20 protein-coding genes and 1 pseudogene are annotated in these 26,165 nt (G+C 71.8%); 12 read left to right on the forward strand and 9 right to left on the reverse strand.

Features of this window, described 5'->3' with window-relative positions; all coding sequences use genetic code 11:
* Positions 1-12: 12 nt before the first annotated feature.
* Positions 13-963, reverse strand: coding sequence for a LysR family transcriptional regulator (locus ACZ4UV_RS38825; protein WP_451020605.1), 951 nt, complete (start codon positions 961-963; stop codon positions 13-15).
* Positions 964-1,065: 102 nt separating this feature from the next.
* On the opposite strand from ACZ4UV_RS38825, the gene ACZ4UV_RS38830 reads away from it, so the two are divergent.
* Entirely contained in the window at positions 1,066-2,313 is a 1,248-nt protein-coding gene (locus ACZ4UV_RS38830; RefSeq protein ID WP_451020606.1) for an MFS transporter, read from the forward strand.
* Here ACZ4UV_RS38830 and ACZ4UV_RS38835 read toward each other — a convergent pair.
* The gene (locus ACZ4UV_RS38835) at positions 2,249-2,704 is read right to left on the reverse strand and encodes a universal stress protein (protein ID WP_390041414.1); all 456 of its coding nucleotides are present in this window, start codon (positions 2,702-2,704) and stop codon (positions 2,249-2,251) included. The two genes, ACZ4UV_RS38830 and ACZ4UV_RS38835, sit on opposite strands and share 65 nt — an antisense overlap.
* 264 nt (positions 2,705-2,968) lie before the next feature.
* Between ACZ4UV_RS38835 and lysX the strand changes: the two genes are divergently transcribed.
* Both lysX and ACZ4UV_RS38845 read left to right on the forward strand, forming a co-directional pair.
* Positions 2,969-6,241 carry a bifunctional lysylphosphatidylglycerol synthetase/lysine--tRNA ligase LysX gene (lysX, locus tag ACZ4UV_RS38840; protein WP_467844550.1) on the forward strand — a complete coding sequence of 1,091 codons (3,273 nt, stop codon included), beginning with the start codon at positions 2,969-2,971 and terminating at the stop codon, positions 6,239-6,241.
* 116 nt (positions 6,242-6,357) lie between these two features.
* A complete protein-coding gene (locus tag ACZ4UV_RS38845; protein ID WP_451017377.1) occupies positions 6,358-7,191 on the forward strand; it encodes a polysaccharide deacetylase family protein in 834 nt (277 codons plus the stop codon).
* Positions 7,192-7,219: 28 nt separating this feature from the next.
* On the opposite strand, the gene ACZ4UV_RS38850 is transcribed toward ACZ4UV_RS38845, so the two are convergent.
* Positions 7,220-7,894, reverse strand: coding sequence for a class F sortase (locus ACZ4UV_RS38850; protein ID WP_351501991.1), 675 nt, complete (start codon positions 7,892-7,894; stop codon positions 7,220-7,222).
* Positions 7,895-8,229: 335 nt separating this feature from the next.
* Between ACZ4UV_RS38850 and ACZ4UV_RS38855 the strand changes: the two genes are divergently transcribed.
* Positions 8,230-9,084, forward strand: a complete 855-nt coding sequence (locus ACZ4UV_RS38855; protein ID WP_451017378.1) for a hypothetical protein — start codon at positions 8,230-8,232, stop codon at positions 9,082-9,084.
* Positions 9,085-9,149: 65 nt separating this feature from the next.
* Here ACZ4UV_RS38855 and ACZ4UV_RS38860 read toward each other — a convergent pair whose 3' ends face one another.
* The 3 genes from ACZ4UV_RS38860 to ACZ4UV_RS38870 all read right to left on the reverse strand — a co-directional run bounded on the left by ACZ4UV_RS38860 (position 9,150) and on the right by ACZ4UV_RS38870 (position 11,477).
* Complete coding sequence (locus ACZ4UV_RS38860) at positions 9,150-9,890, reverse strand: hypothetical protein (RefSeq protein WP_467844554.1); 741 nt, start codon at positions 9,888-9,890, stop codon at positions 9,150-9,152.
* Between the two features lie 191 nt (positions 9,891-10,081).
* A complete protein-coding gene (locus ACZ4UV_RS38865) occupies positions 10,082-10,846 on the reverse strand; it encodes a bestrophin-like domain (protein ID WP_451017380.1) in 765 nt (254 codons plus the stop codon).
* 31 nt (positions 10,847-10,877) lie between these two features.
* The gene (locus ACZ4UV_RS38870; protein ID WP_451017381.1) at positions 10,878-11,477 is read right to left on the reverse strand and encodes a hypothetical protein; all 600 of its coding nucleotides are present in this window, start codon (positions 11,475-11,477) and stop codon (positions 10,878-10,880) included.
* 268 nt (positions 11,478-11,745) lie between these two features.
* On the opposite strand from ACZ4UV_RS38870, the gene ACZ4UV_RS38875 reads away from it, so the two are divergent.
* The 3 genes from ACZ4UV_RS38875 to ACZ4UV_RS38885 all read left to right on the forward strand — a co-directional run bounded on the left by ACZ4UV_RS38875 (position 11,746) and on the right by ACZ4UV_RS38885 (position 15,996).
* A complete protein-coding gene (locus tag ACZ4UV_RS38875; RefSeq protein ID WP_451017382.1) occupies positions 11,746-12,717 on the forward strand; it encodes an SCO0930 family lipoprotein in 972 nt (323 codons plus the stop codon).
* A gap of 325 nt (positions 12,718-13,042) precedes the next feature.
* Positions 13,043-13,855 carry an SAM-dependent methyltransferase gene (locus tag ACZ4UV_RS38880; protein ID WP_467844557.1) on the forward strand — a complete coding sequence of 271 codons (813 nt, stop codon included), beginning with the start codon at positions 13,043-13,045 and terminating at the stop codon, positions 13,853-13,855.
* Positions 13,852-15,996 (forward strand): putative bifunctional diguanylate cyclase/phosphodiesterase, encoded by a 2,145-nt coding sequence (locus ACZ4UV_RS38885; protein WP_451017383.1) that lies wholly within the window; start codon positions 13,852-13,854, stop codon positions 15,994-15,996. Before ACZ4UV_RS38880 ends, ACZ4UV_RS38885 begins: the two co-directional genes overlap by 4 nt.
* A 93-nt stretch (positions 15,997-16,089) precedes the next feature.
* Here the strand turns inward: ACZ4UV_RS38885 and ACZ4UV_RS38890 are convergent, their stop codons facing one another.
* Positions 16,090-16,974, reverse strand: a complete 885-nt coding sequence (locus tag ACZ4UV_RS38890; RefSeq protein WP_390041429.1) for a LysR family transcriptional regulator — start codon at positions 16,972-16,974, stop codon at positions 16,090-16,092.
* Positions 16,975-17,093: 119 nt separating this feature from the next.
* Here ACZ4UV_RS38890 and ACZ4UV_RS38895 point away from each other — a divergent pair, with 119 nt between their 5' ends.
* From ACZ4UV_RS38895 to ACZ4UV_RS38915, 5 genes are all read left to right on the forward strand, one after another.
* On the forward strand, positions 17,094-17,765 hold the full coding sequence (locus ACZ4UV_RS38895; RefSeq protein ID WP_390041771.1) for a succinate dehydrogenase: 672 nt from the start codon (positions 17,094-17,096) through the stop codon (positions 17,763-17,765).
* 2 nt (positions 17,766-17,767) lie between these two features.
* Positions 17,768-19,717: a fumarate reductase/succinate dehydrogenase flavoprotein subunit gene (locus ACZ4UV_RS38900; RefSeq protein ID WP_467844559.1), complete on the forward strand. Its 1,950-nt coding sequence runs from the start codon at positions 17,768-17,770 to the stop codon at positions 19,715-19,717.
* On the forward strand, positions 19,714-20,463 hold the full coding sequence (locus ACZ4UV_RS38905; protein WP_451017384.1) for a succinate dehydrogenase/fumarate reductase iron-sulfur subunit: 750 nt from the start codon (positions 19,714-19,716) through the stop codon (positions 20,461-20,463). Before ACZ4UV_RS38900 ends, ACZ4UV_RS38905 begins: the two co-directional genes overlap by 4 nt.
* Positions 20,464-20,832: 369 nt before the next feature.
* Positions 20,833-21,606: a GNAT family N-acetyltransferase gene (locus tag ACZ4UV_RS38910; protein WP_451017385.1), complete on the forward strand. Its 774-nt coding sequence runs from the start codon at positions 20,833-20,835 to the stop codon at positions 21,604-21,606.
* The gene (locus ACZ4UV_RS38915) at positions 21,606-22,469 is read left to right on the forward strand and encodes a lysophospholipid acyltransferase family protein (RefSeq protein ID WP_451017386.1); all 864 of its coding nucleotides are present in this window, start codon (positions 21,606-21,608) and stop codon (positions 22,467-22,469) included. Before ACZ4UV_RS38910 ends, ACZ4UV_RS38915 begins: the two co-directional genes overlap by 1 nt.
* Here ACZ4UV_RS38915 and ACZ4UV_RS38920 read toward each other — a convergent pair.
* Positions 22,424-23,818 carry a DUF3500 domain-containing protein gene (locus tag ACZ4UV_RS38920; RefSeq protein ID WP_467844560.1) on the reverse strand — a complete coding sequence of 465 codons (1,395 nt, stop codon included), beginning with the start codon at positions 23,816-23,818 and terminating at the stop codon, positions 22,424-22,426. The genes ACZ4UV_RS38915 and ACZ4UV_RS38920 overlap by 46 nt on opposite strands.
* Positions 23,819-23,861: 43 nt before the next feature.
* Positions 23,862-26,165 (reverse strand): annotated as a pseudogene (locus ACZ4UV_RS38925) (excinuclease ABC subunit UvrA).

Raw genomic sequence — 26,165 nt, forward strand, 5'->3', positions numbered from 1 at the left:
GGCGCAGGGGCGTCAAGGACGGAAGACGCCACGCACGCTCTCGGCCCAGCCGGGCGTCCAGGTCCGGGCGGCGGTGCGCGGCGGGCGGGCCTCGACGAGATGGCTGCGCAGGGCGGGGAGCGCCGGGTGCGGGTTGGCGGTGGCCCAGAGCAGCGAGTGGGGATAGAGGGGGGTCGGATCGACGAGCGGGATCCGGCGCAGGTCGTGGCTGTCCGGCCAGACCAGCCGGGTCTGCTCGCTGACGAGGGTCGCCAGGGTGCCGGAGCCCGCGAGCGCGTCCTGCAGCGCCCCGGAGAAGTTGGGGCCGGAGGAGTCGATGGCGAGTCCGAACTCGGCGGCGAGCGAGGCGTAGTACGCGGCCCACTCGGTGCCCTCCACGATCCCCGGGATCCAGATCCGGTGCCCGGCGAGCTCCGCCGGCGCGACCGAGGCGCGGCCGGCCAGGGCGTGTTCCGGGCCGGTGAGCAGCTGGACGGGCTCGTCGTACACCCGGGCCGCCTCGATGCCCCTCGGCACCGGACGGCCCGGCATGGCGACCGCCCGGAAGGACGCGTCGATCGCACCGGAGCGCAGGGCGGTGAGGGCCGACTCCACGTCGAAGAGGGTGACGACGTCCAGGGCGAGGCCGGGGTGCGCCTCGTGGAAGGCGCGCAGCAGCGCCGCCGGGGCGAGCCGGGCGCCGACCACGTCCACCCGCAGGGGGCGCCGGCCCCGCCGTACCGAGGCGGCCGCCCGCTCCTCCGCCAGCAGCAGCTCGCGGGCGGGCGGCAGGAAGGCCCGGCCGTCGACGGTCGGCTCGGCGCCCCGGGCCGTCCGGGTGAACAGCCGCACGCCCAGCTCCTTCTCCAGCGTCGCGATCCGCTTGGACACGGCCTGCTGGGTGACCCCCAGCACGGCCGCGGCCTCCTGGAACTGCCCGGAGTCAGCCACGGCGACGAAGGTGCGCACGGCGGTGAGGTCCACCTCCACACGGTACAACCCACGGTTGTGGCGGCAGACCTGGAAGTTGTTTGATCCGACGGCCACCTGCGCGTTTTCATGTCCCGGGTCAACGGGAGGTTGTGCATGGGGCGGCGGTTCGGGTGGCTGTGGGCCGCGTACTCGGTGAGTGCGCTCGGGACCTGGCTCGCCTTCGACGTGTTCTCGGTGATCGCCGTCATCGCGTTGCACGCGGACTCCGCGGAGGTGGCGCTGCTCGCCGCGACCGGGCCGGCCGTGGGCGCCGTCGCCGCGGTGCCGCTCGGGCCGTGGGTGGAGTTCCGGCGCAAGCGGCCGGTGATGATGGCGATGGACCTCGTCAGGTTCGCCGCACTGCTCACCGTCCCCGCGGCCTACGCGCTCGGCGCCCTCGGCCTCGGCCAGCTGCTGCTGGTCTCGGTGGTCGTCGCGGCCGCCGACATCACCTTCAACGCGGCCTCCGGCGCTTTTCTGAAGTCCCTCGTCCCGGCCGACCGGCTGCTCACCGCGAACGCCCGGTTCGAGTCCGCCAACTGGACCGCGCTGGTCCTCGGCCCGCCCCTCGGCGGCGCCGCGATCGGCCTGTTCGGGCCGGTGGCGACCGTCGCGGCGAACGCGGTCAGCTTCCTGCTGTCGGCTCTCGGCATCCGGGCCGTCGGCGGCGGCGAGCCACGCCCCGCGCACCGGGACGTGCAGCGCCTGCGCGCCGCCGACCTGCTCGACGGCTGGCGGCACATCCTCACCAGCCCGGCCCTGCGGCCCCTCTTCTTCAACAGCCTCGCGGGCAACGCCCTGATCATGGTCGCCGCACCACCGCTGGCCGTCCTCATGCTCGGCCCGCTCGGCTTCGCCCCCTGGCAGTACGGCCTCGCCTTCGCCGTGCCCTGCCTGGGCGGTCTCCTCGGCGCCCGGATCGCCCGGCCGCTGGTCGCCAGGTACGGGCAGTGGCGGGTGCTGCGCACCGCGAGCGCCCTGCGCGCCGTCTGGCCCCTCGGGCTGGCCTTCGTCGGGCCCGGGCTGCCCGGGCTGCTGCTGGTGATGGCCCTGGAGTTCGGGGTGATCACCAGCTCGGCCGTCTACAGCCCGGTGTACGCCACCCGCCGCCTGGAGCACACCCCGGACGACCGGGTCGCCCGCACCCTGTCCGCCTGGTCGGTCACCGGCAAGGCCACCACGGCCGCCATGACCGCCCTGTGGGGCCTGCTGGCGAGCCTCACAGGCCCGCGCACCGCGATCGCCCTCGCCGGGATCCTGCTCCTGGCGACCCCGCTGCTGCTCCTGCGGGAGACCGCTACGGTACGACCGTCACCGGCCACCGTCCCGCCTTCACCAGGCGGATCGCGACCGAGCCGATGAACCGGTGGCCGGCCTGCTCGGAGGCGCCCACCACGACCGCGTCGGCCTTCAGCTCGTCGGCCGCCTTCACCATGCCGCTGTAGGCGTCCCCGCGGAAGGTGTGGAACTCCCAGCGCACCTCGAATATCCCCTTGAGCCGCTCCGTCGCGTCCCGGATCTGCGCGACCAGGTCCTCCGCGATCTCGTCGGTGGTCTCCGCCACCGGCGCCCCGAGCGCCGCGCCGGCCGCCAGGACCGGCTGGACGTACACGATGGCCAGCAGCGCGTGCTGCCGCCGGGCCAGACCCGCGGCGTAGGAGGTCGCGCGCCACGAGGAGTCCGAGCCGTCGATACCGACCACGATGACCTTGGGGCCGTCCGTGCCCCGCTCGAACTGGTGTTGTTCCGCCACGATCCGAGGCTATCGGAATCCACAGGTCCGGTCAGTGCCCGGGGCCTCCCGCCGGGTCCACCGCCCGTCGAGCGGGTGCGGGCCGGTGGGGGCTGGTCGCGCAGTTCCTCCCCCAGCCTTCGGCCGGGGGTACCCCCAGCGCCCCTGAGAGGCAGGGGGCTGCACGGCGCCCCGTCAGGGGCGCGGGGAACTGCGCGAGCAACCACCCACGGCCCGCACCCGCTCGACGGGCGGGTCGGGCTGGGCCTTCCTACAGTCGGAGACATGAGTGCCGCCGTGGAGCCCGCCACGGGCAGGGAGCCGGCGGGCCCGATACGCCCGCCCCGCGGCGGGCGGCTGACGTGGGTGCCGGAGGCCTTCGGGACGTTCTTCGGCGCCCTCGCCCTGCTGTGCGCCCTGCTCTCCTTCATCGCCCCGCTGCGCGTGCTGCTCCACCCCGTCGTGCACTTCATCGACGCCGTCGTGGTGCCCGTCAGCCCCAACCTGGCCTACGCGGTCTTCCTGTTCCTGCTCGGCGGCGCCACCGCCGCCCGCAAGAAGGTCGCCTGGTGGCTGGTGGTGATCTATCTCGGCCTGCTGGTGCTGGCCGACGTCCTGACCGTCGCCTTCGGCTTCGGCTGGTACCCGTTCAGCTCACTGGTGGTCTGCGGACTCGCCCTGGCCCTGCTGATCGTGGCCCGCCGGGAGTTCTACGCCGCCTCCCGGAGAGCCGCCGTGCGCCGTGCCCTCGCCGTCCTGCTGATCGGCCTGCTGGTGGCGATCCTGGCCGGCTGGGGCCTGGTCTCGCTCTTCCCCGGCTCGCTCCCGCACGGCCAGCACCTGGCCTGGGCGGCCGACCGGGTCTGCGGCGGACTCGTCTCCGTCCGCACCTACGCCGGCCGGCCGCCCCGCTTCGTCTCCTTCCTCCTCGGCCTCTTCGGCGCCCTGGCCCTGCTCAACGCCGCCGCCACCCTGTTCCGTTCACAGCGCCTGGAAGCGGCCCTGCACGGCGACGAGGAGGCCCGCATCCGTGCCCTCCTCAGGGCCTACGGCGACCGGGACTCCCTCGGCTACTTCGCCACCCGGCGCGACAAGGCCGTGGTCTTCTCGCCCAGCGGCAAGGCCGCCGTCACCTACCGGGTCGAGGCCGGCGTCTGCCTGGCCAGCGGCGACCCCGTCGGCGACCCGGAGGCCTGGCCGCACGCCATCGCCGCCTGGCTGGACGTGGCGCGCCGGCACGCCTGGGTGCCCGCGGTGATGGGCGCCTCCGAGGACGGCGCCAGGGCCTACGTCCGCGCCGGGCTCGGCGCCCTGCAACTCGGCGACGAGGCGATCCTGCACGTCGGCGACTTCGACCTGGGCGGCCGCGAGATGCGCGTCACCCGGCAGGCCGTCAACCGGGTCCGGCGCACCGGCGCGACCTGCCGCATCCACCGCCACGCCACCCTCACCGAGACGGAGATGGAGGAGGTCGTCGACAAGGCCGACGCCTGGCGCGACACCGAGACCGAGCGGGGCTTCTCCATGGCCCTGGACCGGCTCGGCGACCCCGCCGACGGCGACTGCCTGCTCGTCGAGGCCATCGCAGAGGACGGCCGGCTGCTCGCCCTGCTCTCCTTCGTGCCCTGGGGCGGCGACGGCATCTCCCTCGACCTGATGCGCCGTGACCGCACCGCCCCCAACGGGGTCATGGAGTTCATGGTCGCCGACCTGTGCGAGGCCGCCCCCAAACTGGGCGTCCGCCGCGTCTCGCTGAACTTCGCCGTCTTCCGCTCGGTCTTCGAGGAAGGCGCCCGCATCGGTGCCGGACCCGTGCTGCGGCTGTGGCGCCGGCTGCTGCTCTTCTTCTCCCGGTGGTGGCAGCTGGAGGCGCTGTACCGCTCCAACGCCAAGTACCGCCCCGAGTGGTACCCGCGCTTCCTCTGCTACGGCGAGGCGGGCTCCCTCGCCCGGGTCGGCCTCGCCTCCGGAATCGCCGAAGGATTCGTCTCCGTACCGTCCCTGCGCAAACTCTGGGGAAAGGGGCACCCGCAGACCGGACCGCGGCCCGTCGAGGCGCCGCAGTCCGCGCCGGTGCCCGGTGTCGACGGAGGGGACGGAACCGGGCCCGGCGCGCCGGACGCCGGCCTGCCGGACCAGTTCCGGGTCCGGCGCCGCAAGCTGGACCGGTTGCGGGCGGCGGGCGTCGACCCCTATCCGGTGGCCGCCGGCGCACCGCCCCGTGCCCTCGCCGGGGTGCGCGAGGGGGAGACGGTCACCGTCGCCGGGCGGATCATGCTGGTCCGCGACTTCGGCGGCATCGTCTTCGTGACGCTGCGCGACTGGTCCGGCGACCGCCAACTCGCCCTGACCCGCGACGGGTCCGGACCCGCGCTCGACCGGTTCACCGACGACACCGACATCGGCGACCAGATCACCGTCACCGGCCGCATGGGCGTCAGCGACCAGGGCGAACCGACCCTCTTCGTCACCGACTGGCAGCTCACCGCCAAGTGCCTGCGCCCGCTGCCCGACAAACACCGCGGGCTCGCCGACCCCGAGGCCAGGGTCCGCCGCCGCTACCTCGACCTCGCCACCAGCCCCGCCGCCCGCGCCGTGCTGCGCACCCGCTCCACCGTCGTACAGGCGCTGCGCCAGGGGCTCCTGGACCGGGGCTACCTGGAGGTCGAGACCCCGATGCTCCAGCAGATCCACGGCGGCGCCAACGCCCGCCCCTTCACCACCCACATCAACGCCTACGACCTCGACCTCCACCTGCGCATCGCCCCCGAGCTCTACCTCAAACGGCTCTGCGTCGGCGGCCTGGAGAAGGTCTTCGAACTCGGCCGGACCTTCCGCAACGAGGGCGTCTCCCACAAGCACAACCCCGAGTTCACGATGCTGGAGGCCTATCAGGCGTACGCCGACTACGAAGTGATGCTCGACCTCACCCGCGAACTGGTCCAGGGCGCCGCGACCGCCGCCTTCGGCTCGCCGGTGGCCCGCAGGGACGGACGGGAGTACGACATCTCGGGCACCTGGCCGGTCAGGACCGTGTACGGGGCGATCTCCGAGGTGCTGGGCGAGGAGATCGGCCCCGGCACCGAGCTGCTGCGGCTGCACCGCCACTGCGACCGGACCGGGGTGCCGTACACCGCCGACGACGGGCCCGGCGACGTGGTCCTCGAGATGTACGAACGCCTGGTGGAGGAACGCACCAGGCTGCCCACCTTCTACAAGGACTTCCCCACCGACGTCTCCCCGCTCACCCGGCAGCACCGCACCGACCCCCGGCTCGCCGAGCGCTGGGACCTGGTCGCCTTCGGCACCGAACTCGGCACCGCCTACTCCGAACTGACCGACCCCCTCGAACAGCGCCGCCGGCTCACCGCCCAGTCGCTGCTCGCCGCCGGCGGCGACCCCGAGGCGATGGAACTCGACGAGGACTTCCTCGACGCCCTCGAATACGCGATGCCGCCCACCGGCGGGCTCGGCATCGGCGTCGACCGGCTGGTCATGTTCCTCACCGGCCTGACCATCCGCGAGACGCTCCCCTTCCCCCTCGTCCGCCGCCGCTGATGTTTTTTGGCCTTTTCTTACCGAAACCTTTTGTTGCTGGTCCGTGCGGGTGCTTTCCCACCGCCGCACCGGTGTTGATGTGCTGCGCCGGAGTCCTGCCGGGCGACTCATGAGTCATGCAGAAGGATCAGTTGTTCACCCGTCGCCGGCTGCTGCTCGCCGGCGGCGCCGCACTGGGAGCCGCGGGAACCGCGGGCATCGTGCTGGCGGGCAGCGCCGAGGACACGGCCGGCGGGGCCGTCCCGGCCGCGGGACCGCAGGCCCGCCCGGCGCTCAAGTCCTCCGCCTTCCGGCTCCAGCCGCTCACCGGGTACGGCACGCCGTCCACCGCGCCGCGCAAGCTCAAGGTCCGCAAGGAACCCATCACGGAGATCTCCCGAAGCGGCAGACGCATGATGCTCACCTTCGACGACGGCCCCAACCCGAACTACACCCCGCACATCCTGGACACCCTCGCCAAGTACGACGTGCGGGCGATGTTCTTCCTGTGCGGGGAGTGCATCGTCGTGAACCGGGAGCTGGTCGCGCGGATGGCCGAGGCGGGCCACGTCGTGGGCAACCACACCTGGACGCATCCGCTGCTGACCACCCTGAACCGCCGCGAGATCCGCGACGAGATGACGAGCACCAGCGACGCCATCGAGGACACCTACGGCGAACGCCCGCAGTGGTTCCGCGCCCCCTACGGCGCCTGGAACCGTGCGGCCTTCCAACTCGGCGCCGAGATGGGCATGGAGCCGATGGCCTGGACCGTCGACAGCACCGACTGGACCGAACCGGGCACCCGCACCATCGTCGACACGATCGAGAACGGCGCCGCCCCCGGTGTCGTGGTCCTCTCCCACGACGCCGGGGGCGACCGCTCCCAGAGTGTCAAGGCCCTGCGCGAGTACCTGCCCTATCTGCTGGACAACGGCTACCGCCTGACCGTGCCGCGCCGCCGGACCTGAACGGGCCCGCGCCCGCCCGGTGGTGGCCTCAGCGGGCCTCGACCAGGCGGGCGAAGACCACCACGTTCCCGTCGTAGCCGTTCTGCTTCGAGAAACCGCCGCCGCAGGTGATGACCCGCAACTCCGGTGTGCCCTTGGAACCGTAGACCCGGTCGCCCGGGAAGCCGGCCTTCGCGAAGACCTCGATTCCGTAGATCTCGAACACCGCCGTCCGGCCGTCCTGCCGGTCGACCTCGATCCGGTTGCCCTTCTTCAGGGAACCGAGCCCGTAGAAGACCGCCGGGCCCTTCGTGTTGTCGACATGGCCCACGACGACGGACGTGCCCTTCTCCCCGGGCGAGACACCCCCGGTGAACCATCCGGCCAGATTCGGGTCGTCCGGCGGCGGCGCCGCGATCCAGCCGTCCGTGTCCAGACCCACCGGCATCACCGGAGCGTCGACCCGGATCGCCGGGATCCTGATCCGGTCCGCCGCGGCGAACGGCAGCGCGGCGGGCGCCGTGGCGAAGGTCCCCGGAACCGTGGTACGGCTGTCGGGGGCGGCGGCCGAGGCCGGCTGCGGAGGACCGACGTCGAACTCTCCCGAACCGTTCCGAATGAGTGCCAGACCGGTCAGCAGAACGAGCGCTATCACGCCCCAGGGGGCACGCTTCCTCCGCCGCTCCTCCTCTTCGGCCACCTCGGAAAGTTCGGACGCAGACATTCGCCATCCCCTCTCGACGCGGCCGCCCTCGGGTCCCTATCGCGCATGGGAAAAAGCTAAGTCCCCCGCGCGCGTGCGGCGACGGGGCGGCGGGCGAACGGGTGGCCCGCGCGTATTCCGGTGCGCCATCCGAGTTGCCGTTCTCAGGTTTTTTCTGACGGTCCGTGACCTGCGGCAATATCCGATTGTGCGCTTTTCGTTCGGCGTGTCCCCTCACCAGGACGGACCATTCTCGACATGCGGGCGTGTTCTGGGCATCTGAGGGTCTATTCGGGAGGTGCTTTCTCGCCGATCCACCGGGGACCGTTCCCGGGGCGCCTTCCGCGGAGGAAGAGATGCGAAACTCACGTGCGCTGGCGGCCGCGTGCACAGTGGTCGCCGTTCTCGGCGCCGCCGCCCCCATGGCCGTCGCCGACGACCTGGGCAACCCCGGCGGTCCGCCCAACACCCAGGCCCCGGTCGTCGGTGGAACGGGCGTAGCCCCCGGGACCGGGGTCGGCGGGGTGGGCGTCGCCCCCGGGGCCGGTGTCGGCGGTGTCGGTATCGGCGGTGTCGGTGGTGTCGGAGTGGTCCCCGGGGTCGCGGTCCCCGGCGTCGTGGTCCCCGGATACGGGGTGGGCGGGTTCGGCGACGGGCGTTTCAACAACAACCGCGGACGGGGCAGGGACGAGTTCGGCGGCCGGGGTGGCGACGGGCGCTTCGACAACTTCGGCGGCCGGGGTGACGAGGGGCGCTTCGACAACTTCGGCGGCCGGGGTGACGAGGGGCGCTTCGACAACTTCGGCGGCCGGGGTGACGACGGGCGTGACATCGACGTCCAGCCCCGGTCGATCGCCACCGGCCAGCGGATCACCGTCACCGTCAACAACTGCCGCAGCGGCGTCATGACCTCCCGCGCCTTCCGTACGACATCGCTGTTCCCGTTCGGCGGTGACATGGCGCGCGGTGTCGCCACCATCGAACGGAACGCCAGCCCCGGCCCGTACGACCTGACCGTGCGTTGCGACGGGCGCACCCTGCTCCGGCGGGACGCCTTCTTCGTGCTCGGCGGGGTGCACGGCGGGCTCGGCGGCAGCGTCTCCAGTGGGGCCACCCCGGCGGACATGGCGATCGGCGGCGGCCTGGTGGGCGCGGCCGTGCTCGCCGGCTGCGGATTCTGGCTGCGCCGCCGGAGCGAGAAGCGGCTCTGATCCGGCGGGCCTGTGTCCCGGTCCCGCGGCGGACCGGGGCACCGGGCCGCCCGGCCGCACCGTGTTCAGGCGCCGTCCTCGTCGGCGTGCCTGCGAGAGCGCCGGTACGCCGAACCGACCGACCCCACGACGAGCGCGGCGCCGAGGCCGATCTCCTCGAGGTCGAACCCGTCGATGCTGCCGCCCTCACCGGCCTGCACACCCCGCCTGGGCGGCAGGGGCTGCGGGTTGAGCGCCTGGCGGCTGTCCGAACCACCACTGTCCGTGCCGCCGGCGGCAGCACTGTCGGCGCGACTGTCCGTGCTGTTGTTGTTGTTGTTGCTGTTGCCGCTGCTGTTGCCGCTGCTGTCGCTCTCGCCGCGCGCGTCGGTGCGCTCGTCGGTGCGCCCGTCTCCCGCACTGGTCCCGTCCGGGTGCCCGTCACCGTGTCCGGCCGACGTGCTGCTCGCGATGGCCAACTCGGTCGAGGCGCTCGTGCCGTCGCAGACGATCGTCACCCGGTAGGACGCCTGCGACTGCGCGGTCCGGTCGACCGTGGCCGTCACCGAGTCCCGTTCCGACGGGATGCGGACCGTGTCGAAGAGACCCGAGGTGACCGTCGCGGCGCCCCGGCAGCCGCTGCCGCGGTCCAGGTGCAGACTGACCCGGCCGCCCGCCGCGACGGTGGTGGGCGTGACCCGGAAGCCGAAGGACGGGCGACCGTCCCGGCCCCCGCCGCCGGTGTCGCTCGCGAGGATGACCGGAGCGCAGAGGGCGAGGGCGCCGAGGCCCAGCAGTGCGGCCGAAGCAATGCGTATCGCGCGCATGGTGGTTCCTCCGGTCCCCGAGGAGCGGCATGCGGACCTGTTCCGCCGGTGCCGGGAATGCACCTCGATGATCGGAACGCTAGAAACCTCCGCACATGCGCGCGAACGCTGTAGAGCGAACGGGGGAGAGAACTGGGCCGTCCGGGGGACGCCGGCGGCGTGGCGCGGTGCGGTGTCCCCCGGTGCGTCACCTAACCCCTGATGTGCGGGAAGAGGTTCAGGAACGGCTGTGCCGTCGCCGTGATGCCCCGGCTGTACGGTTCGTCGAAGTCCCAGATCAGGAACAGCATGAAGGTGATGGTCGCGGAGAACAGGCCGGCGAGGATCAGCTCGCGCCGGGTGCGCCTGATCTGCAGTGCGAAGACCATCCCGATGGTGATCGCGGCTCCGGTCAGCAGCCCGATCCACACCACGTTCGGCATGGTCGCCCCGGTCGCGTCGGCCCGGGCGCTGCGCGCCTGGTCGAGGGCGGCCACCTGGTCCACCAGCGGCTGGTAGGCCTGCGCCTGGAAGTCGGTCTTCGGCTCGTAGTCGGTGACGTCCTGACGGATCTGCGCGAGCAGCTCGGCGCCGTGCTGGGAGAGCCGGCCGTGGGCGGCCATCTCCTTCCATTCCTTGTCGACGACCTGGGCGACGTAGGCGTCGACGTCCGCCCGGATCCGGTCACGCGTCTCGGGCGGATACACCCGCACCCGTTCGTAGATCTCGTGCAGCGCCTGGGCCTCCGCCTGCACATGGTCCTGGGCGGCGCTGCGGGCCTCCCACACCCCGGCCACCGCCAGACCGAGGACGATGGCGTAGATGACGCCGATCCACATGGTCATGTACTCGATGACGTCCGGCGTCTCGGAGGGATCCTCGTCCTCCGCCGCCCTCTTGTCGCGGAGGAGGGTGATGATGACGACCACGGCGACGGCCGCGAGCATCGCGAGGACGAGAACAAGCCAATCCGGCAACGGAAGCCTCCAGGAATCAGTGGGCCGGCCGTCAGCGCGCGCGGAACGCGGCGACGGCGATGATCGCGGGTACGGCGATGAGCAGGACGTAGGTGACCGGGGAGGTGCGGTTCGGGGCCGTCGCACCGGTCGACTGGACGTGGTACGCCGGGTAGGTCACCGGGGTCGGCGAGGGCCGCGGGGTGGGCTTCGGCGACGGGGTGGGGGTCGGCGTCGGCTTCGGCCGGGGCCGCGGTGCCGGTGGCGGGGTGGGGGTGGGCGTGGGCTTCGGGGCCGGCGCCCGCCGGGGTGGTGGCGGTGGCGCCGGGCGCGGTGCCGGCGGGGTGGCGCGCGGCGGCTTCGGCGTCGGCGTGGGTTTCGGCGGGGGCTTCGGGGGCGGGGTGGGGGTCGGCGTGGGCGTCGGGGACGGCGTGGGGCAGGGCGGCGGGGTGGGCTCCGGACACGGCGGGGGAGTGGGCCAGGAGTCCCCGGCGACGGCCACCGCGTGGATGCCGTCGGGGCCCGTCGAGGCGGAGGCGCAGGCGTCGGCCGACGCCGTGCCGACCGGGCAGCCCGCCAGGGCCCACGTCAGCGTCAGCAGGGCCAACACCCTTGGGACGGGCGCGAGTCTGGTCGCTTCGGGTGCATGCACGACGGAGATCATGAGGCGTCGGGCGCCGTCGCACGCCGGAGTACCGGATGATTGGCCCGAACGGGGTACATGTGACGTAAACCGGTTTGAATCACATCGCATCGCGAATGGCTCGAAGCGTACGCCCGTGCGGGACGCGGTCCGCGGCCACGGTGTCCCGAAAGAAATTTGTGCGCCCGTTGAACACTTCGGCCCCCGGCATCCGTACCTGGTGTCGTGCGGCGGCGCAGAGGCGCTGCAATAACCAGGCGATTATGGGGAGTTGACGATGAAGACCTCGTGGAGGAGCGCCTCGATGGTGGCCACGGCCGCGGGGGTGATGGTGTTCGCGACGGCGTGCGGTCAGAGCAACCCGACCACTCCGTCCTCGGCGGCCCAGAACGTCGGCGCCACGGCGCCGGCCGGCATCGGCAGCATCACCAACCCCTCCGCCTCCGCCTCCACCGGTGCGGGCAACGGCTACGGTGCCGACGGCAGCCAGGCCTCCGGCTCCCCGGCCGCGGTCGCCCCCGCCGGCAAGCTGGCCGTCGCCACCAACCCCGACCTGGGCAAGGTGCTGACCGACGGCAGCGGCCTCACCCTCTACCGTTTCGACGCGGACACCGCCAATCCCCCCAAGTCGAACTGTGACGGCGACTGCGCCACCACCTGGCCGCCGGTGCCCGCCGACGACGCCTCGGCCGGTGAGGGCATCGACAAGTCGCTGCTCGGCGAGGTCACCCGCTCCGACGGCACCAAGCAGCTGACCGTCGCCGGCTGGCCGATGTACCGCTACGCCAAGGACGTCAACGCCGGTGACGTCAACGGCCAGGGGGTGGGCGGCAAGTGGTTCGCCACCGCCCCCGACGGCAAGAAGGCCACGCTGGCCGCCCTGCCCGGTCTGTCGGTCCGCAAGGACGCCAAGCTCGGCGACATCGTCGTCGACAAGAACGGCATGACCGTCTACCGCTTCATCAAGGACAAGGCATGGCCCAAGGTCGTTTCGAACTGCACGGGCGACTGCCTGACCAAGTGGCCGGCCGTGGCCGAGGTCTCCTCGGACGACACCAAGGGCATCGTGAAGAAGGGCCTGATGGGCTTCACCCGGCCCGACAACGGCCAGAAGCAGCAGACGGTCAACTGCTGGCCCATCTACACCTTCTCCGGTGACGCGAAGGCAGGGGACACCAACGGCCAGGGCGTCGGCGGCACTTGGTACGCCGTCTCGCCCGAAGGAAAGCTGGTCGGCGCGCCGAGCTAGCGAGAGTCCCGGACGACGACACGCAACGACGCACGACCGCCCGCCCCCTCCACACCGCACGGAGGGGGCGGGCTTCTTGGCGTCCCGAGGTGAAGCGCTCCCGAAGGGGCGCGGGGCTGTATCGATGTGCGGCTCCGCCGCGTGGGCGCGAGCAACCACGAATCACCCGCACCCGACGAACAAACCGAACGCGCCCCAAATCGAACACCGAATTCCCAGGTGGTGACCGGGAACGGATGGTCAATTTCCGTTTCGGCTACCCCTGTTCGCAGGCGATCAGTAGCCTCAGCTCGAACACCGGATCGTCTCAGTCTTGGAGAGATACATGGAGCGTCCCGCCTGGGCCCCACGGAGCATCGACATCTCGGTGCCGAGCGTTTCGCGTATCTACGACTACTACCTGGGCGGTTCGCACAATTTCGAGGTCGACCGGGAAGCGGCCCGCAAGGCGATGACCCACCTGCCCGGCCTGCCGAAGATCATGCAGGCCAACCGCGCCTTCATGCGCCGCGCCGTCCGCCACGCCGTGGCCACCGGCATCGACCAGTTCCTGGACATCGGTTCCGGCATCCCCACCTTCGGCAACGTCCACGAGGTCGCGCAGGCGGCGCACCCCGGCGCCCGCGTGGTGTACGTCGACCACGACCCGGTGGCCGTGGCGCACAGCAACGCCGTGCTGGCGGGCAACGAGGACGCGGACGTGGTCGCCGCCGACCTCCGCAAGCCCCAGGAGATCCTGTCCAGCCCTCAGGTGGAGCACCTGATCGACCTGAATCGGCCAGTGGCGCTGCTTCTCGTTGCCATACTGCACTTCGTGGAAGACGCGGACGACCCGTACGGGGCAGTGGCACAGCTGCGCGACGCACTCGCGCCCGGCAGCCTGCTTGTTCTCACGCATGCCTCGTACGAGGGAATCCCGTTGCCGGCCGAGCGGGCCGAGGGCGCGGTGGACGTATACAAGGACATTCGCAACCCGCTGATCATGCGCTCGCGCGACGAGATCGCGCGGTTCTTCGAGGGGTACGACATGGTGGAACCCGGACTGGTGCCGATGCCGCGCTGGCGGCCGGAGTCGGCGCCGGAGGACGAGGATCCGTATGCCTTCTCCGGATTCGCCGGCGTGGGGATCACGGCGTGACCGCGGAGCCGGGCGGCCCGGAGGACAGACTGCGCAGGTTCGCGACGATCTGGAGCCGGGCGGTGTTCCCGGTCACCTCGACGTCCCTGACCCGCCGGGAGTTCGAGGAGCAGCTGCTGCCGCTGGCCCGCCGCCTGAGCGAGATCCTGCTGGCGCACGGCTTCGACACCGACGAGGCCAGGCAGGTGGGCGCCGCGCTGATCGACGCGCACTGCACCGACCCCGAGGCGCTGACCCGCTCCCTCGACTGCGTCGACGCGTACCTGGTCCTGTACTGCGGCGAGGACGGCCCCCAGGACGAGCTGCGGATGCGGTCCTCGCGGATCCAGCACGCGATGGCCGCCGGGTTCGCCCAGGCGCTGCGTGAGCGCACGCTGGCCGAGCAGGAGGCCATCGCCCAGGCCGCGTTGCGCGCGCAGGGCGTGGTCGCGCAGGCGCTGCACGCCAGCGAGGCCCGCTTCCGCGCCGTCTTCGAGGGCGCGGCGATAGGAATCGGCATCGCCGACCTCGAAGGCAACGTCCTCCAGGTGAACGGCGCGCTGCTGCGCATGTTCGGCGGCTCCGAACAGACCCTGCGCGGCCGCAAGGTCGTGGAGTGGGCGCATCCCGAGGACGCGCCGCAGACCTGGCGCCTCTACGAGGAGCTGGTGCGCGGCGAACGCGAGCACTACCACGTCGAAAAGGCGTTCAACCGCTCCGACGGAACGGTCCTGTGGACCAACCTGACCGTCTCCCTGCTCCGGGACGCGGACGGCGAGCCGCAGTACCAGCTGGCCCTCATGGAGGACACCACCGAGCGCCGCCTGCTCAACCTCCGGCTGCGCTACGAGGCCACCCACGACGCGCTCACCGGCCTGCCCAACCGCACGCTGTTCTTCGAGCGCCTGGAGAAGGCCCTGGCGGCCGGCGAGGGCCAGCGCTTCGGCCTGTGCTACCTCGACCTGGACGGCTTCAAGACCATCAACGACAGCCTCGGCCACTCGGCCGGCGACCGGCTGCTCGTGGAGGTCGCCGACCGGCTGCAGTCCTGCGCGACGGCGCCCGGCGAGATGGTCGCCCGGCTCGGCGGCGACGAGTTCGTGGCCCTGACCACCGGGCCGGCCACCCAGCGCGAGGTCGACGACCTGGCCGACCGCATCATGAACGCCCTGGTCACCCCGATCCGCATCGACGGCCGTGAACTCATGGTCCGCGGCTCCATCGGCATCGTCGAGGGTCCGGCCGGCGAGCGGACCCCGGCCGAGGTGCTGCGCAGCGCCGACATCACGATGTACCGGGCCAAGTCGGCGGGCGGCAACCGCTTCGAACTGGCCGACCCGGAGGCGGACGCCCGCGCGATCACCCGGCACGGCCTGACCACGGCGCTGCCGGCCGCCCTGGACCGGGGCGAGTTCTTCATCGAGTACCAGCCGCTGGTCCACCTCGGCGACGGCAGTGTCCGCGGCGCCGAGGCACTGGTCCGCTGGCTGCATCCGCAGCACGGGGTCCTCGGCCCCGACCGGTTCATCCCGCTCGCCGAACACACGGGGCTCATCGTCCCGTTGGGCCGCTGGGTCCTGGAGGAGTCGATCCGCCAGGCCCGCGAGTGGCGAGAACGCTACGGCGAGCACGACAGCGCCGGTCCGCTGCGGATCAACGTCAACCTGTCCCCGTGCCAGCTCTCCCACCCGGGCCTGGTCCAGGACACGGTGGACATCCTGGAGCGGACCGGGGTGGCCCCGGACGCCCTCTGCCTGGAGGTCACCGAGTCCGCGCTCATCGGCGCCGACGACGACCTCCTCAAACCCCTGCGGCGCCTCGCCGAGATGGGCGTGGACATCGCCCTGGACGACTTCGGCACCGGCTACTCGAACCTCGCGAACCTGCGCCGCCTGCCCGTGAGCATCCTCAAGCTGGACCGCTCCTTCACCCAGAGCATGCAGCAGTTCCCGGCGGACCCGGTCGACCTCAAGATCGTGGAGGGCATCGTCACCCTCGCCCACAGCCTGGACCTGGCGGTCACGGTGGAGGGCGTGGAGACCGGCGCCCAGGCCGAACAACTCCGCATACTCGGCTGCGACACCGCCCAGGGCTGGTACTACGCCCGCCCGGGCCCACCGGAGCGCCTGCACGACCTGGCCTTGGTGGACGCCACGGGTTGAGCGCCCCAAAGGGGCGCGGGGAACTGCGCGACCAGCCACGCACGACCCTGCGCCCCCACCGGTGATCAACCAGAACGGCGCCGACGGGCACTCTCACCGCTCCAACAGCATCCTCTGAAGCTCCCGAGCGGCCCGAGGCGGCGCCACGTCACTCCGGTGCGCCAACGCGATGGTCCGGTGCAGACCCGGCCGAGCCAACGGAGTGACCCGAAGCCCGCGCCCCGACCGGGCGGCGACCATCCGGGGCACCACGGCCACCCCCAGCCCCGCCCGCACAAACCCCAGCACCGCGTCCATCTCACCCCCCTCGACGGCGAACCCCGGCTCGAACCCCGCGGAGCGGCACGCCGCGACGGTCAGCTCCCGCAGGTCGTACCCGTGCCGGAACATCACCAGCCGCTCCCCCTCCAGGTCGGAGATCCTCACCCCACCGCGCCCCCGCCCGGGCGCCGTCGCCTCGGGCGAGGACACCACCACCAGGTCCTCGCGCAGCAGCTCCACGGTCGTCAGCGCGGGCGACGCCGGCGGCAGCGGCAGCACGATGAGCGCCAGGTCCAGCGCCCCGCGCGCCAGCTCCCGTACCAGGTCGTGGGACCCGCTCTCCTCGATCAGCAGCTGGATCCCCGGATACCGGTCGTGGAACGCCCGCAGCACGTCCGGCAGCAACCCGGTGCACAGACTCGGCGTCGCCCCCAGCCGCACCCGCCCGCTCCGCAGCTGCACCAGCTCCTGCACCTCGTGCCGGGCGGTGTCCGCGTCCGCGAGGATCCGCCGGGCCAGCGGCAGCAGCGCCTCGCCGGCGTCGGTCAGCGTGATGTTCCCGCGCGCCCGCAGGAACAGATCCGCCCCGAGCTCCCGCTCCAGCGCCTTGATCTGCTGGGACAGCGACGGCTGGGCGACATGGACCAGCTCGGCGGCCCGGGTGAAGTGCCGGGTCTCGGCCACGGCGACGAAGTACTGAAGCTGCTGGAACTGCATGGTGACACGATAGCTTCCAGCTATGGAATCCAGCCGTGCCATGTCTTGGACCGATCGGGTCATCCGGCCTTAGCGTCGTCCCCATGGCTCTGGCAACGCGGACGGACCGACGGCCGTCCATGGCGCGCACGATGTGGGACAGCTCCGTCGGCAAGAAGACGGTGATGGCCGTGAGCGGCCTGATCATGCTGCTCTACCTGGTCGTCCACATGATCGGGAACCTGAAGATCTACTTCGGGGCGGGCGAGTTCAACCACTACGCCCACTGGCTGCGCACCATCGGCGAACCGTTCATGCACTACGAGTGGACGCTCTGGCTCATCAGGATCGTCCTGGTCGTCGCCGTGGTCGCCCACGCCACCTCCGCCTACCAGCTCAGCCGCCGCGACATCAAGGCCCGCCCCACCAAGTACGTGCACGGCAGGCCCCGGGCCAGCTACGCCACCCGCACGATGCGCTGGGGCGGGATCATCCTCGGCCTGTTCATCGTCTGGCACATCCTCGACCTGACCACCGGCACCGTGCACTCCGGCGGCTTCCAGGAGGGCCACCCGTACCAGAACGTCGTGGACACCTTCTCCACCTGGTACGGCGACGTCATCTACATCGTCGCGATGCTCGCGCTCGGCCTGCACGTGCGGCATGGCTTCTGGAGCGCCGCCCAGACCCTCGGCGCCGGCAGCCGCACCCGCGACCGCGCCCTCAAGGCCACGGCCAACGTCCTCGCGCTGCTGCTCACGGCCGGTTTCATCGCCGTACCCGTGGGTGTCATGACCGGAGTGGTGAGCTGAACATGACCGACTACGTGAACTACACGACCGGTGAAGCGGTCGCCGACGGCAAGGCCCCCGCCGGCCCGGTCGCCGAACGCTGGGACAGGCGCCGTTTCGAGGCCAAGCTGGTCAACCCCGCCAACCGGCGCAAGCACACGGTGATCGTCGTCGGCACCGGCCTGGCCGGCGGATCCGCCGGCGCCACCCTCGCCGAACAGGGCTACCACGTCGTCCAGTTCTGCTACCAGGACTCGCCGCGCCGCGCCCACTCCATCGCCGCGCAGGGCGGTATCAACGCGGCGAAGAACTACCGCAACGACGGCGACTCCGTCCACCGGCTGTTCTACGACACCGTCAAGGGCGGCGACTTCCGGGCCCGCGAGTCCAACGTCCACCGCCTCGCGCAGATCTCCGTCGAGATCATCGACCAGTGCGTGGCGCAGGGCGTGCCGTTCGCGCGTGAGTACGGCGGCCTGCTCGACACCCGGTCCTTCGGCGGCGTCCAGGTGTCCCGCACCTTCTACGCCCGCGGCCAGACGGGCCAGCAGCTGCTGCTCGGCGCCTACCAGGCGCTCAGCAGGCAGATCGCCGCCGGGAACGTGGAGATGCACCCGCGCACCGAGATGCTCGACGTGATCGTCGTCGACGGCCGGGCGCGCGGGATCGTGGCCCGGGACCTGATCACCGGCAGGATCGACACGTACTTCGCGGACGCCGTCGTCCTCGCCAGCGGCGGCTACGGCAACGTCTTCTACCTGTCGACGAACGCCATGAACTCCAACGCCACCGCGATCTGGCGGGCGCACCGGCGCGGCGCCTACTTCGCCAACCCCTGTTTCACGCAGATCCACCCCACCTGCATCCCGCGCACCGGCGACCACCAGTCCAAGCTGACCCTGATGAGCGAGTCGCTGCGCAACGACGGCCGGATCTGGGTGCCCAAGGCCAAGGGCGACACCCGGCCCGCGAACCGGATCCCCGAGGACGAGCGCGACTACTACCTGGAGCGCATCTACCCGTCCTTCGGCAACCTGGTCCCGCGCGACATCGCCTCCCGTGCCGCGAAGAACGTCTGCGACGAGGGTCGGGGCGTCGGCCCGGGCGGGCAGGGTGTCTATCTGGACTTCGCCGACGCGATCAGGCGGATGGGGCGGAAGGCCGTCGAGGCGAAGTACGGCAACCTCTTCGACATGTACCAGCGGATCACGGACGAGGACCCGTACGAGGTGCCGATGCGGATCTACCCCGCCGTGCACTACACGATGGGCGGGCTGTGGGTCGACTACGACCTCCAGACCACCGTCCCCGGCCTGTTCGCGGTCGGCGAGGCCAACTTCTCCGACCACGGCGCCAACCGGCTCGGCGCGAGTGCGCTGATGCAGGGCCTGGCCGACGGCTACTTCGTCCTCCCGGCCACCATCAACGACTACCTCGCCCGCAACCCCCACCAGGAGGCGGTGACGGCCCAGCACCCCGTCGTCCAGGAGGTGCTGGCCGAGACCGAGGACCGGCTGAACCTGCTGCTGTCGGTCGACGGCGACCGTACGCCGGACTCCTTCCACCGCGAACTCGGCGAACTCATGTGGGAGTTCTGCGGCATGGCCCGCACGGACGCCGGTCTGCGCAAGGCACTCGAACGGATCCCGCAGATCCGGGAGGAGTTCTGGCGGCGGATCAAGGTGCCGGGGACCGGCGAGGAGTTCAACCAGTCCCTGGAGAAGGCCAACCGCATCGTCGACTACCTGGAACTCGCCGAGCTGATGTGCCTCGACGCGCTGCACCGCGCCGAGTCCTGCGGCGGCCACTTCCGGGAGGAGTCCCAGACGCCCGACGGCGAGGCCGCCCGCAAGGACGACGAGTTCGCGTACGCGGCCGCCTGGGAGTTCACCGGCACCGGGGACGCCCCGGTCCTGCACAAGGAAGACCTGGTCTTCGAGTACGTCCACCCCACCCAGCGGAGCTACGCATGAAGCTCACCCTGCGCGTCTGGCGGCAGAAGAACGCCGACGCCGACGGCGCGATGTCCACGTACGAGGTGGACGGCATCTCCTCCGACATGTCCTTCCTGGAGATGCTCGACACCCTCAACGAGGAACTCATCCTGCGCGGCGAGGACCCGGTCGCCTTCGACCACGACTGCCGCGAGGGCATCTGCGGCGCGTGCTCCCTGGTGATCAACGGGGACGCGCACGGACCGGAGCGCACCACCACCTGCCAGCTGCACATGCGGTCCTTCAAGGACGGCGACACGATCGACATCGAGCCGTGGCGGGCCTCCGCGTTCCCGGTGGTCAAGGACCTGGTGGTGGACCGGTCGGCGTTCGACCGGATCATCCAGGCCGGCGGGTACATCACCGCGCCGACCGGGGCGGCGCCGGAGGCCCACGCGACGGCGGTGCCGAAGGCCGACGCCGACTTCGCGTTCGAGCACGCGGAGTGCATCGGGTGCGGGGCGTGTGTCGCGGCCTGCCCGAACGGGGCGGCGATGCTGTTCACGTCCGCCAAGGTGAATCACCTGAACGTGCTGCCGCAGGGGGCGCCCGAGCGGGAGACGCGGGTGCTGGACATGGTGGGGCAGATGGATGCGGAGGGGTTCGGGGGGTGCACGTTGACGGGCGAGTGCGCGACGGCCTGTCCGAAGGGGATTCCGCTGGTGTCCATTACGAGCATGAACAAGGAGTGGCTGCGGGCTGCCCGCAAGGCCGGGAAGCGGTAGCGCCGTTGCGGGGCGCTGCGCCGTGGGGGCTGGTCGCGCCCACGCGGCGGCAGCCGCATAGCAAATGCAGCCCCGCGCCCCCGACGGGGCGCTGGTGTGCGGGGCGCTGACAAGTGAAAGACGTTCGCCGAGAGGTGCGGACGGGCGGGGTCGGGGTTGGTGCTCTCCGGCCCCGTCTCGCGTTCTTTACGGCCGTTTGATCACGGCAGGGTTACTCTCGGGCGTCTGTGAGTGACCGGAAACGGTCCGACCCCCGGCATTCAGCAGTCGCACATCCACGGGTCCCGCGCATGTCACGCCGAGTCCAGCCTGCCACGGAAGAAAGCAGGTGCAGATTTCCTCAGCTTCCGCTCGGCGCAGGAGACCTCCATGACCGCCATGCCCGCCTCACCCCCCGCTCTCGCCGCCCCAGCCGGGGATTCCGGCTACCTGGTGCAGCTCGCCCGTGACGAGGACGACGTCCGGGCCGCACAGCGGCTGCGCTACCAGGTGTTCGCCGGAGAGATGGGCGCCCGGCTCGACGGGCCGGAGCCGGGACTGGACGTGGACGCCTTCGACGCGTACTGCGACCACCTCCTCATCCGCGAGGCCCTCACCGGCGAGGTCGTCGGCACCTACCGGCTGCTGCCGCCGGAGCGCGCCGCGGTCGCCGGCCGCCTGTACTCCGAGGGCGAGTTCGACCTGAGCACGCTCGCCCCCATCCGCTCCGGCCTGGTCGAGGTCGGCCGCTCCTGCGTGCACCCCGCCCACCGCGACGGTGCCGTCATCGGCCTGATCTGGGCCGGCATAGCCCGGTACATGGTCGACCGCGGACACGAGTGGCTGGCCGGCTGCTGCTCCGTCCCGCTCGCCGACGGCGGCACCCTCGCCGCCGCCACCTGGGACAAGGTCCAGGCCAAGCACCTCGCGCCGGAGGAGTTCCGGGTGCGGCCGCTGAACCCCTGGGTACCCGGCGTGCCGGCCCCCGAAGGACGTACCGAGCTGCCCGCCCTGCTGCGCGGTTACCTCCGCCTCGGCGCCTGGGTGTGCGGGGAGCCCGCGCACGACCCGGACTTCGGGGTCGCCGACATGTACGTGCTGCTGTCGATGCGCCGCGTCAACGCGCGCTATCTGCGGCACTTCCTCTCGCTCGTCCCGGCCTGATGAGCGTCTGGCTGCCCAGCGCGCCCTGCACCCCGGGCGCGTGCGTGGAGCGTGCGGGATCCCTCACGACCCTGCCCCGGGCCGTGCTGCGGTTCGCCGCAGTCGTGACTCTGATGCTCGTGGCCGTAGCGCTGCTGCCGCTCGGCGGGCGGATACCCACCGAGTGGGTGCGGCGGTTCTCCCGGACGCTCGTCCGGGCGGCCGGGGTCCAGGTCCGGATCACCGGGAGCGCTCCGGGCAACGGCGGGGTGCTGCTCGTCGCCAACCACATCTCCTGGATGGACATCCCGCTGCTGGCCGCCGTGCGGCCGGCGCGGATGCTCGCCAAGAAGGAGATCCGCGAATGGCCGGTGGCCGGCGCGCTCGTGGCCGGGGCCGGGGCGCTGTTCATCGACCGGGACCGGCTGCGCGCCCTGCCGGACACGGTCGGCCGGATAGCGGGGGCGCTGCGGGAGGGCGCCGCGGTGGTCGCCTTCCCGGAGGGCAGCACCTGGTGCGGCCGGGCCCAGGGGCGGTTCCGGCGGGCCGTCTTCCAGGCCGCGCTGGACGCCGGCGCGCCCGTGCAGCCGGTGCGGCTGCACTACCGGCTGGAAGCGGGAGCGGCCAGCACCGTGCCCGCCTATGTCGGCGCGGACACGCTGCTGGCCTCCCTCTGGCGAGTGGTGTCGACCCGCGGCCTGGTGGCCGAGGTGGACGTACGGCCGCTGATAGCGGCCGGCAGCCACCCGGACCGTCGTACCCTCGCCCGCGCCGCCCAGCCGGTGACCCACGAGCCGGCCTGGACGCACGCGGCTCTGGTGAGCCCCGAGCGGGCCTCTCAGTGGTCGGTCTCCAAGTGGAGCCTGAGCAGGTCGACACCGTAGTCGCCGCCGTTGGGCGTGCGGATGACGGTGTGGATGTGCTGCTGGGTGGGCGTGCCGTTCGGGCCGCCCATGCCACCGCCGCCGCCCGGCCCGCCGGAGGGCATACCGCCGGTGGGCCGGCCGGTCATCTGGCCGGTGGGCCGGCCCGAGGGCTGTCCTGAGGGCCGGCCGCCGCCGGTGCCGGTCTTCGTGCCGTAGGCGAGCGGGGACTGGGCGTCGTACTCGATGAGCACGACCGGGCTGTGCACCCGGTAGTAGAAGGCCGAGGTGTCCTTGGTCTCGCCCAGCCAGTAGAAGTAGGTCTTGTCCAGGTACTTCTCGACCTCCTTCATCTTCACCCCCGCGTGCCCGTCGTCCATGTAGCCGACGTACACCCGGACCAGGTCGAGGAGCTTGTCCTGCTGTGCCGAGGTGAGCTCGGAGCCGGGCAGGCCCTGGTAGGCGAGCTTGAGGTTGTCGGAGCCGGCGCCCGCCTTCATGTCCGTGCCGGACTTGCTCACCTTGGAGTCGATCACCTTGGCGCGCTGCCCCGGGGTGAGGGAGTGCAGCAGGGCCAGACCGGCCCTGGTCTCCGGCTTGAAGAGGGTGATCTTCTCGCCTTTGTAGGTGGCCGAGGTCGGCTCGGAGCCCATGAAGGTCGGCGTCATCACGACCTGGTCGCCGAGGACGAAGTAGTTGATGGCGACATGGTGGCCCTCGAACTGGAAGCCCCACGGCTTGCCGGTCGACGGGGTGCCCATGAAGGTGAAGAAGTAGGCGCCCTCGGTGAGGGTCTCCCGGTTGCCGCCGTTGTAGTCGCCGAGGAACTGGTTGAGCTTCATGATGTTGCGGGTCTGGGTGAGACCCTTCGCGGACAGCGCGGCCCCGAGCAGCGCGTAGCCCAGCTCCCGCTTCCTGTCCGTGATGTCGCCCATCCGGACACCCTTGCGCTCGTAGCCGTCGACGTTGCTCCAGGCCAGCCACTCGTCGTCGGCCACATCGAAGGTGCAGGACGTGCGCTCCTTCGCGCTGAGACCGTCCAGGAACGCCTGCGCGGCCTTGACGACCTTGTCCGTGGAGACGCCGGTGGAGTGGATCGAGTACAGGTCGTCGACGGTCCTGCCGTCCGTGGTGAGGCCCGTGAAGTCCTTGTACTTGACCTCGGTCTGGCCGGGGCCCATGCCGCCGGGGCCGCCCGAGGGCATGCCGCCGTTCGGGCCTCCGGAGGGCGAACTCGACGCGTTCGACGAGCCGTCGGAGCAGCCGGTCATGGTCGCCAGCGCGGCGACACCGCCGGCGAGCAGCGCCTTGTTCATGAACCAGCGGCGGCTGCGCTCGGCTTCGGGGGTGCGGGGGTGGTGTCCGTGCATGCGCCCAAGGTCCCGGGGCAACCTGAAGCGTTCCTGAAGACCCTCAGGGCAGGCAACGGGACAGATAGGGCGCGGTGACGCTGCCCCCGGCCCGGGCGACCTCGGCCGGCGGGCCCGCCGCGACGATCCGCCCGCACCGGTCCCCGCCGCCCGGGCCCAGGTCGATCACCCAAGCGGCGTCCAGCCACCACCGTCATGTCGTGCTCGGCAGGAACAGCAGCTCCACACTGACGAACCGTTCCTGGTGGCTGAGCAGGAGTGGGTCCTGTTCAGCCGCACGCCCCGAACGGTCTTGGACGCACTGGTCCCCGGCGCACTCGACCCCTGGGCGGCGACACGCATCGCGTGCGTGGTCCGAGCCAGGGAGGCCAGTTCCCTCACGACCTGGCCAATTGGGTACGGACAGAGGGCGACGGAGAGGCCCCAAACCTTCTCTCCGGAGGAGAGGGGGCTCCGCACGCTGGCTCCGTTCCCGGTGTCCCAGATCGCATGGTCACGTTAATCCGATCAGCCCAGGGCACCGCAAGCCCGCGCCCGGTACATCACACCATCGAGCTAACTCGACCTCGAACGCACTCCCCGACAAGCAGTTGCCACCCTCGCCCTGACAGGTCTCGCAGCGGCCCCCGGCCACGTTGAAGGAGAACCGCCCGACGCCGTAACCACGTTCCCGCGCCTTCTCGGTCCCCGCGAACACCTTCCGTACGACGTCGAACAGGCCGGTGTAGGTGGCCAGGTTGGACCGCGGGGTGCGGCCGATCGGCTTCTGGTCGACGGAGACCAGGCGGCCGACCTCGGCCGGCTCCTCGGTGATCTCGCCGATCAGCGTCGACTTGCCGGAGCCGGACACCCCGGTGACGGCGGTGAGGACACCGAGCGGGAACTCGGCGGTGACCGCGCGCAGGTTGTGCCGGGTCACCGGGCCGACCGTCAGCCAGTCCTGGGCGGGCCGCGGCCGGCGTGGCGGGACGGGATCCCGCGCGAACAGGTAGCGGGCGGTGGCGGACTCCGCGACCCCGGCCAGCTCCGCCACCGGTCCGCTGTGCAGCACCTCGCCGCCGTGCTCGCCGGCCCGAGGACCCACGTCCACCAGCCAGTCGGCGCCGCGCACCACGTCGAGGTGGTGCTCCACCACGAACACCGAGTTCCCGGCCTCCTTCAGCCGCTCCAGCACCGCCAGCAGCGCCTCGGTGTCCGCCGGGTGCAGCCCGGCCGACGGCTCGTCCAGGACGTAGACGACACCGAAGAGCCCGGAGCGCAACTGGGTGGCCAGGCACAGGCGTTGGAGCTCGCCCGCGGAGAGGGTGGGCGTGGCCCGGTCGAGGCTGAGATAGCCGAGGCCCAGCTCGACGACGGGGGCGATGCGGGAGGTGAGGTCCGCGGTGAGGACCCGCACGGTCTCCCACCCGCCCTGCTCGCCGAGGAGCTGGGACAGCTCCGTCAGCGGCAGCGCGACGAGGTCCGCGATCGTACGGCCTGCGAAGGTCACGGCGAGGGCCTCCGGCCGCAGCCTGCTGCCGCCGCACACCGGACAGGGCGCACTGGTCAGGAACCGCTCCGCCCTCGCCCGCAGCGTCGGGCTCTTGGAATCGGAGAAGGTCTTCAGCACGTACCGGCGGGCGCTCGTGTACGTGCCCTGGTACGGGCGTTGGATGCGGTCGGCGTCCCGGACCGGGTGCACGGTGACCACCGGCTGCTCGTCGGTGTAGAGGATCCACTCGCGCTGCTCGGCGGGCAGTTCGCGCCACGGCCGGTCGACGTCGTGGCCGAGCGCGTCCAGGATGTCCCGCAGGTTCTTGCCCTGCCAGGCGCCCGGCCAGGCGGCGATCGCGCCCTCGCGGATGGACAGCGACGGGTCGGGGAGGAGCGACGCCTCGGTCGTCCGGTGCACCCGGCCCAGTCCGTGGCACTCGGGGCAGGCGCCCGCCGCCGTGTTGGGGGAGAACGCGTCGGAATCGAGCCGTTCGGCGCCCGGCGGATAGTCCCCGGCGCGCGAGAACAGCATGCGCAGGGAGTTGGAGAGGCTGGTGACCGTGCCGACCGAGGAGCGGGAGGTGGGGGCCGAGCGGCGCTGCTGCAGCGAGACCGCCGGCGGCAGCCCGCTGATCCCGGCGACCTTCGGCGCCCCGACCTGGTGGATCAGCCGGCGCGCGTACGGCGCGACCGACTCGAAGTAGCGCCGCTGGGCCTCGGCGTAGACCGTGCCGAACGCCAGGGACGACTTCCCCGAGCCGGACACGCCCGTGAAGACGGCCAGCACGTCCCGGGGGATGTCCACGTCGACGCCCTTGAGGTTGTGCTCACGGGCGCCACGCACGCGGACGTACGGGTCGTGGGGGCTGTGGAT

It is taken from the genome of Streptomyces sp. NPDC028289 (assembly GCF_055565975.1).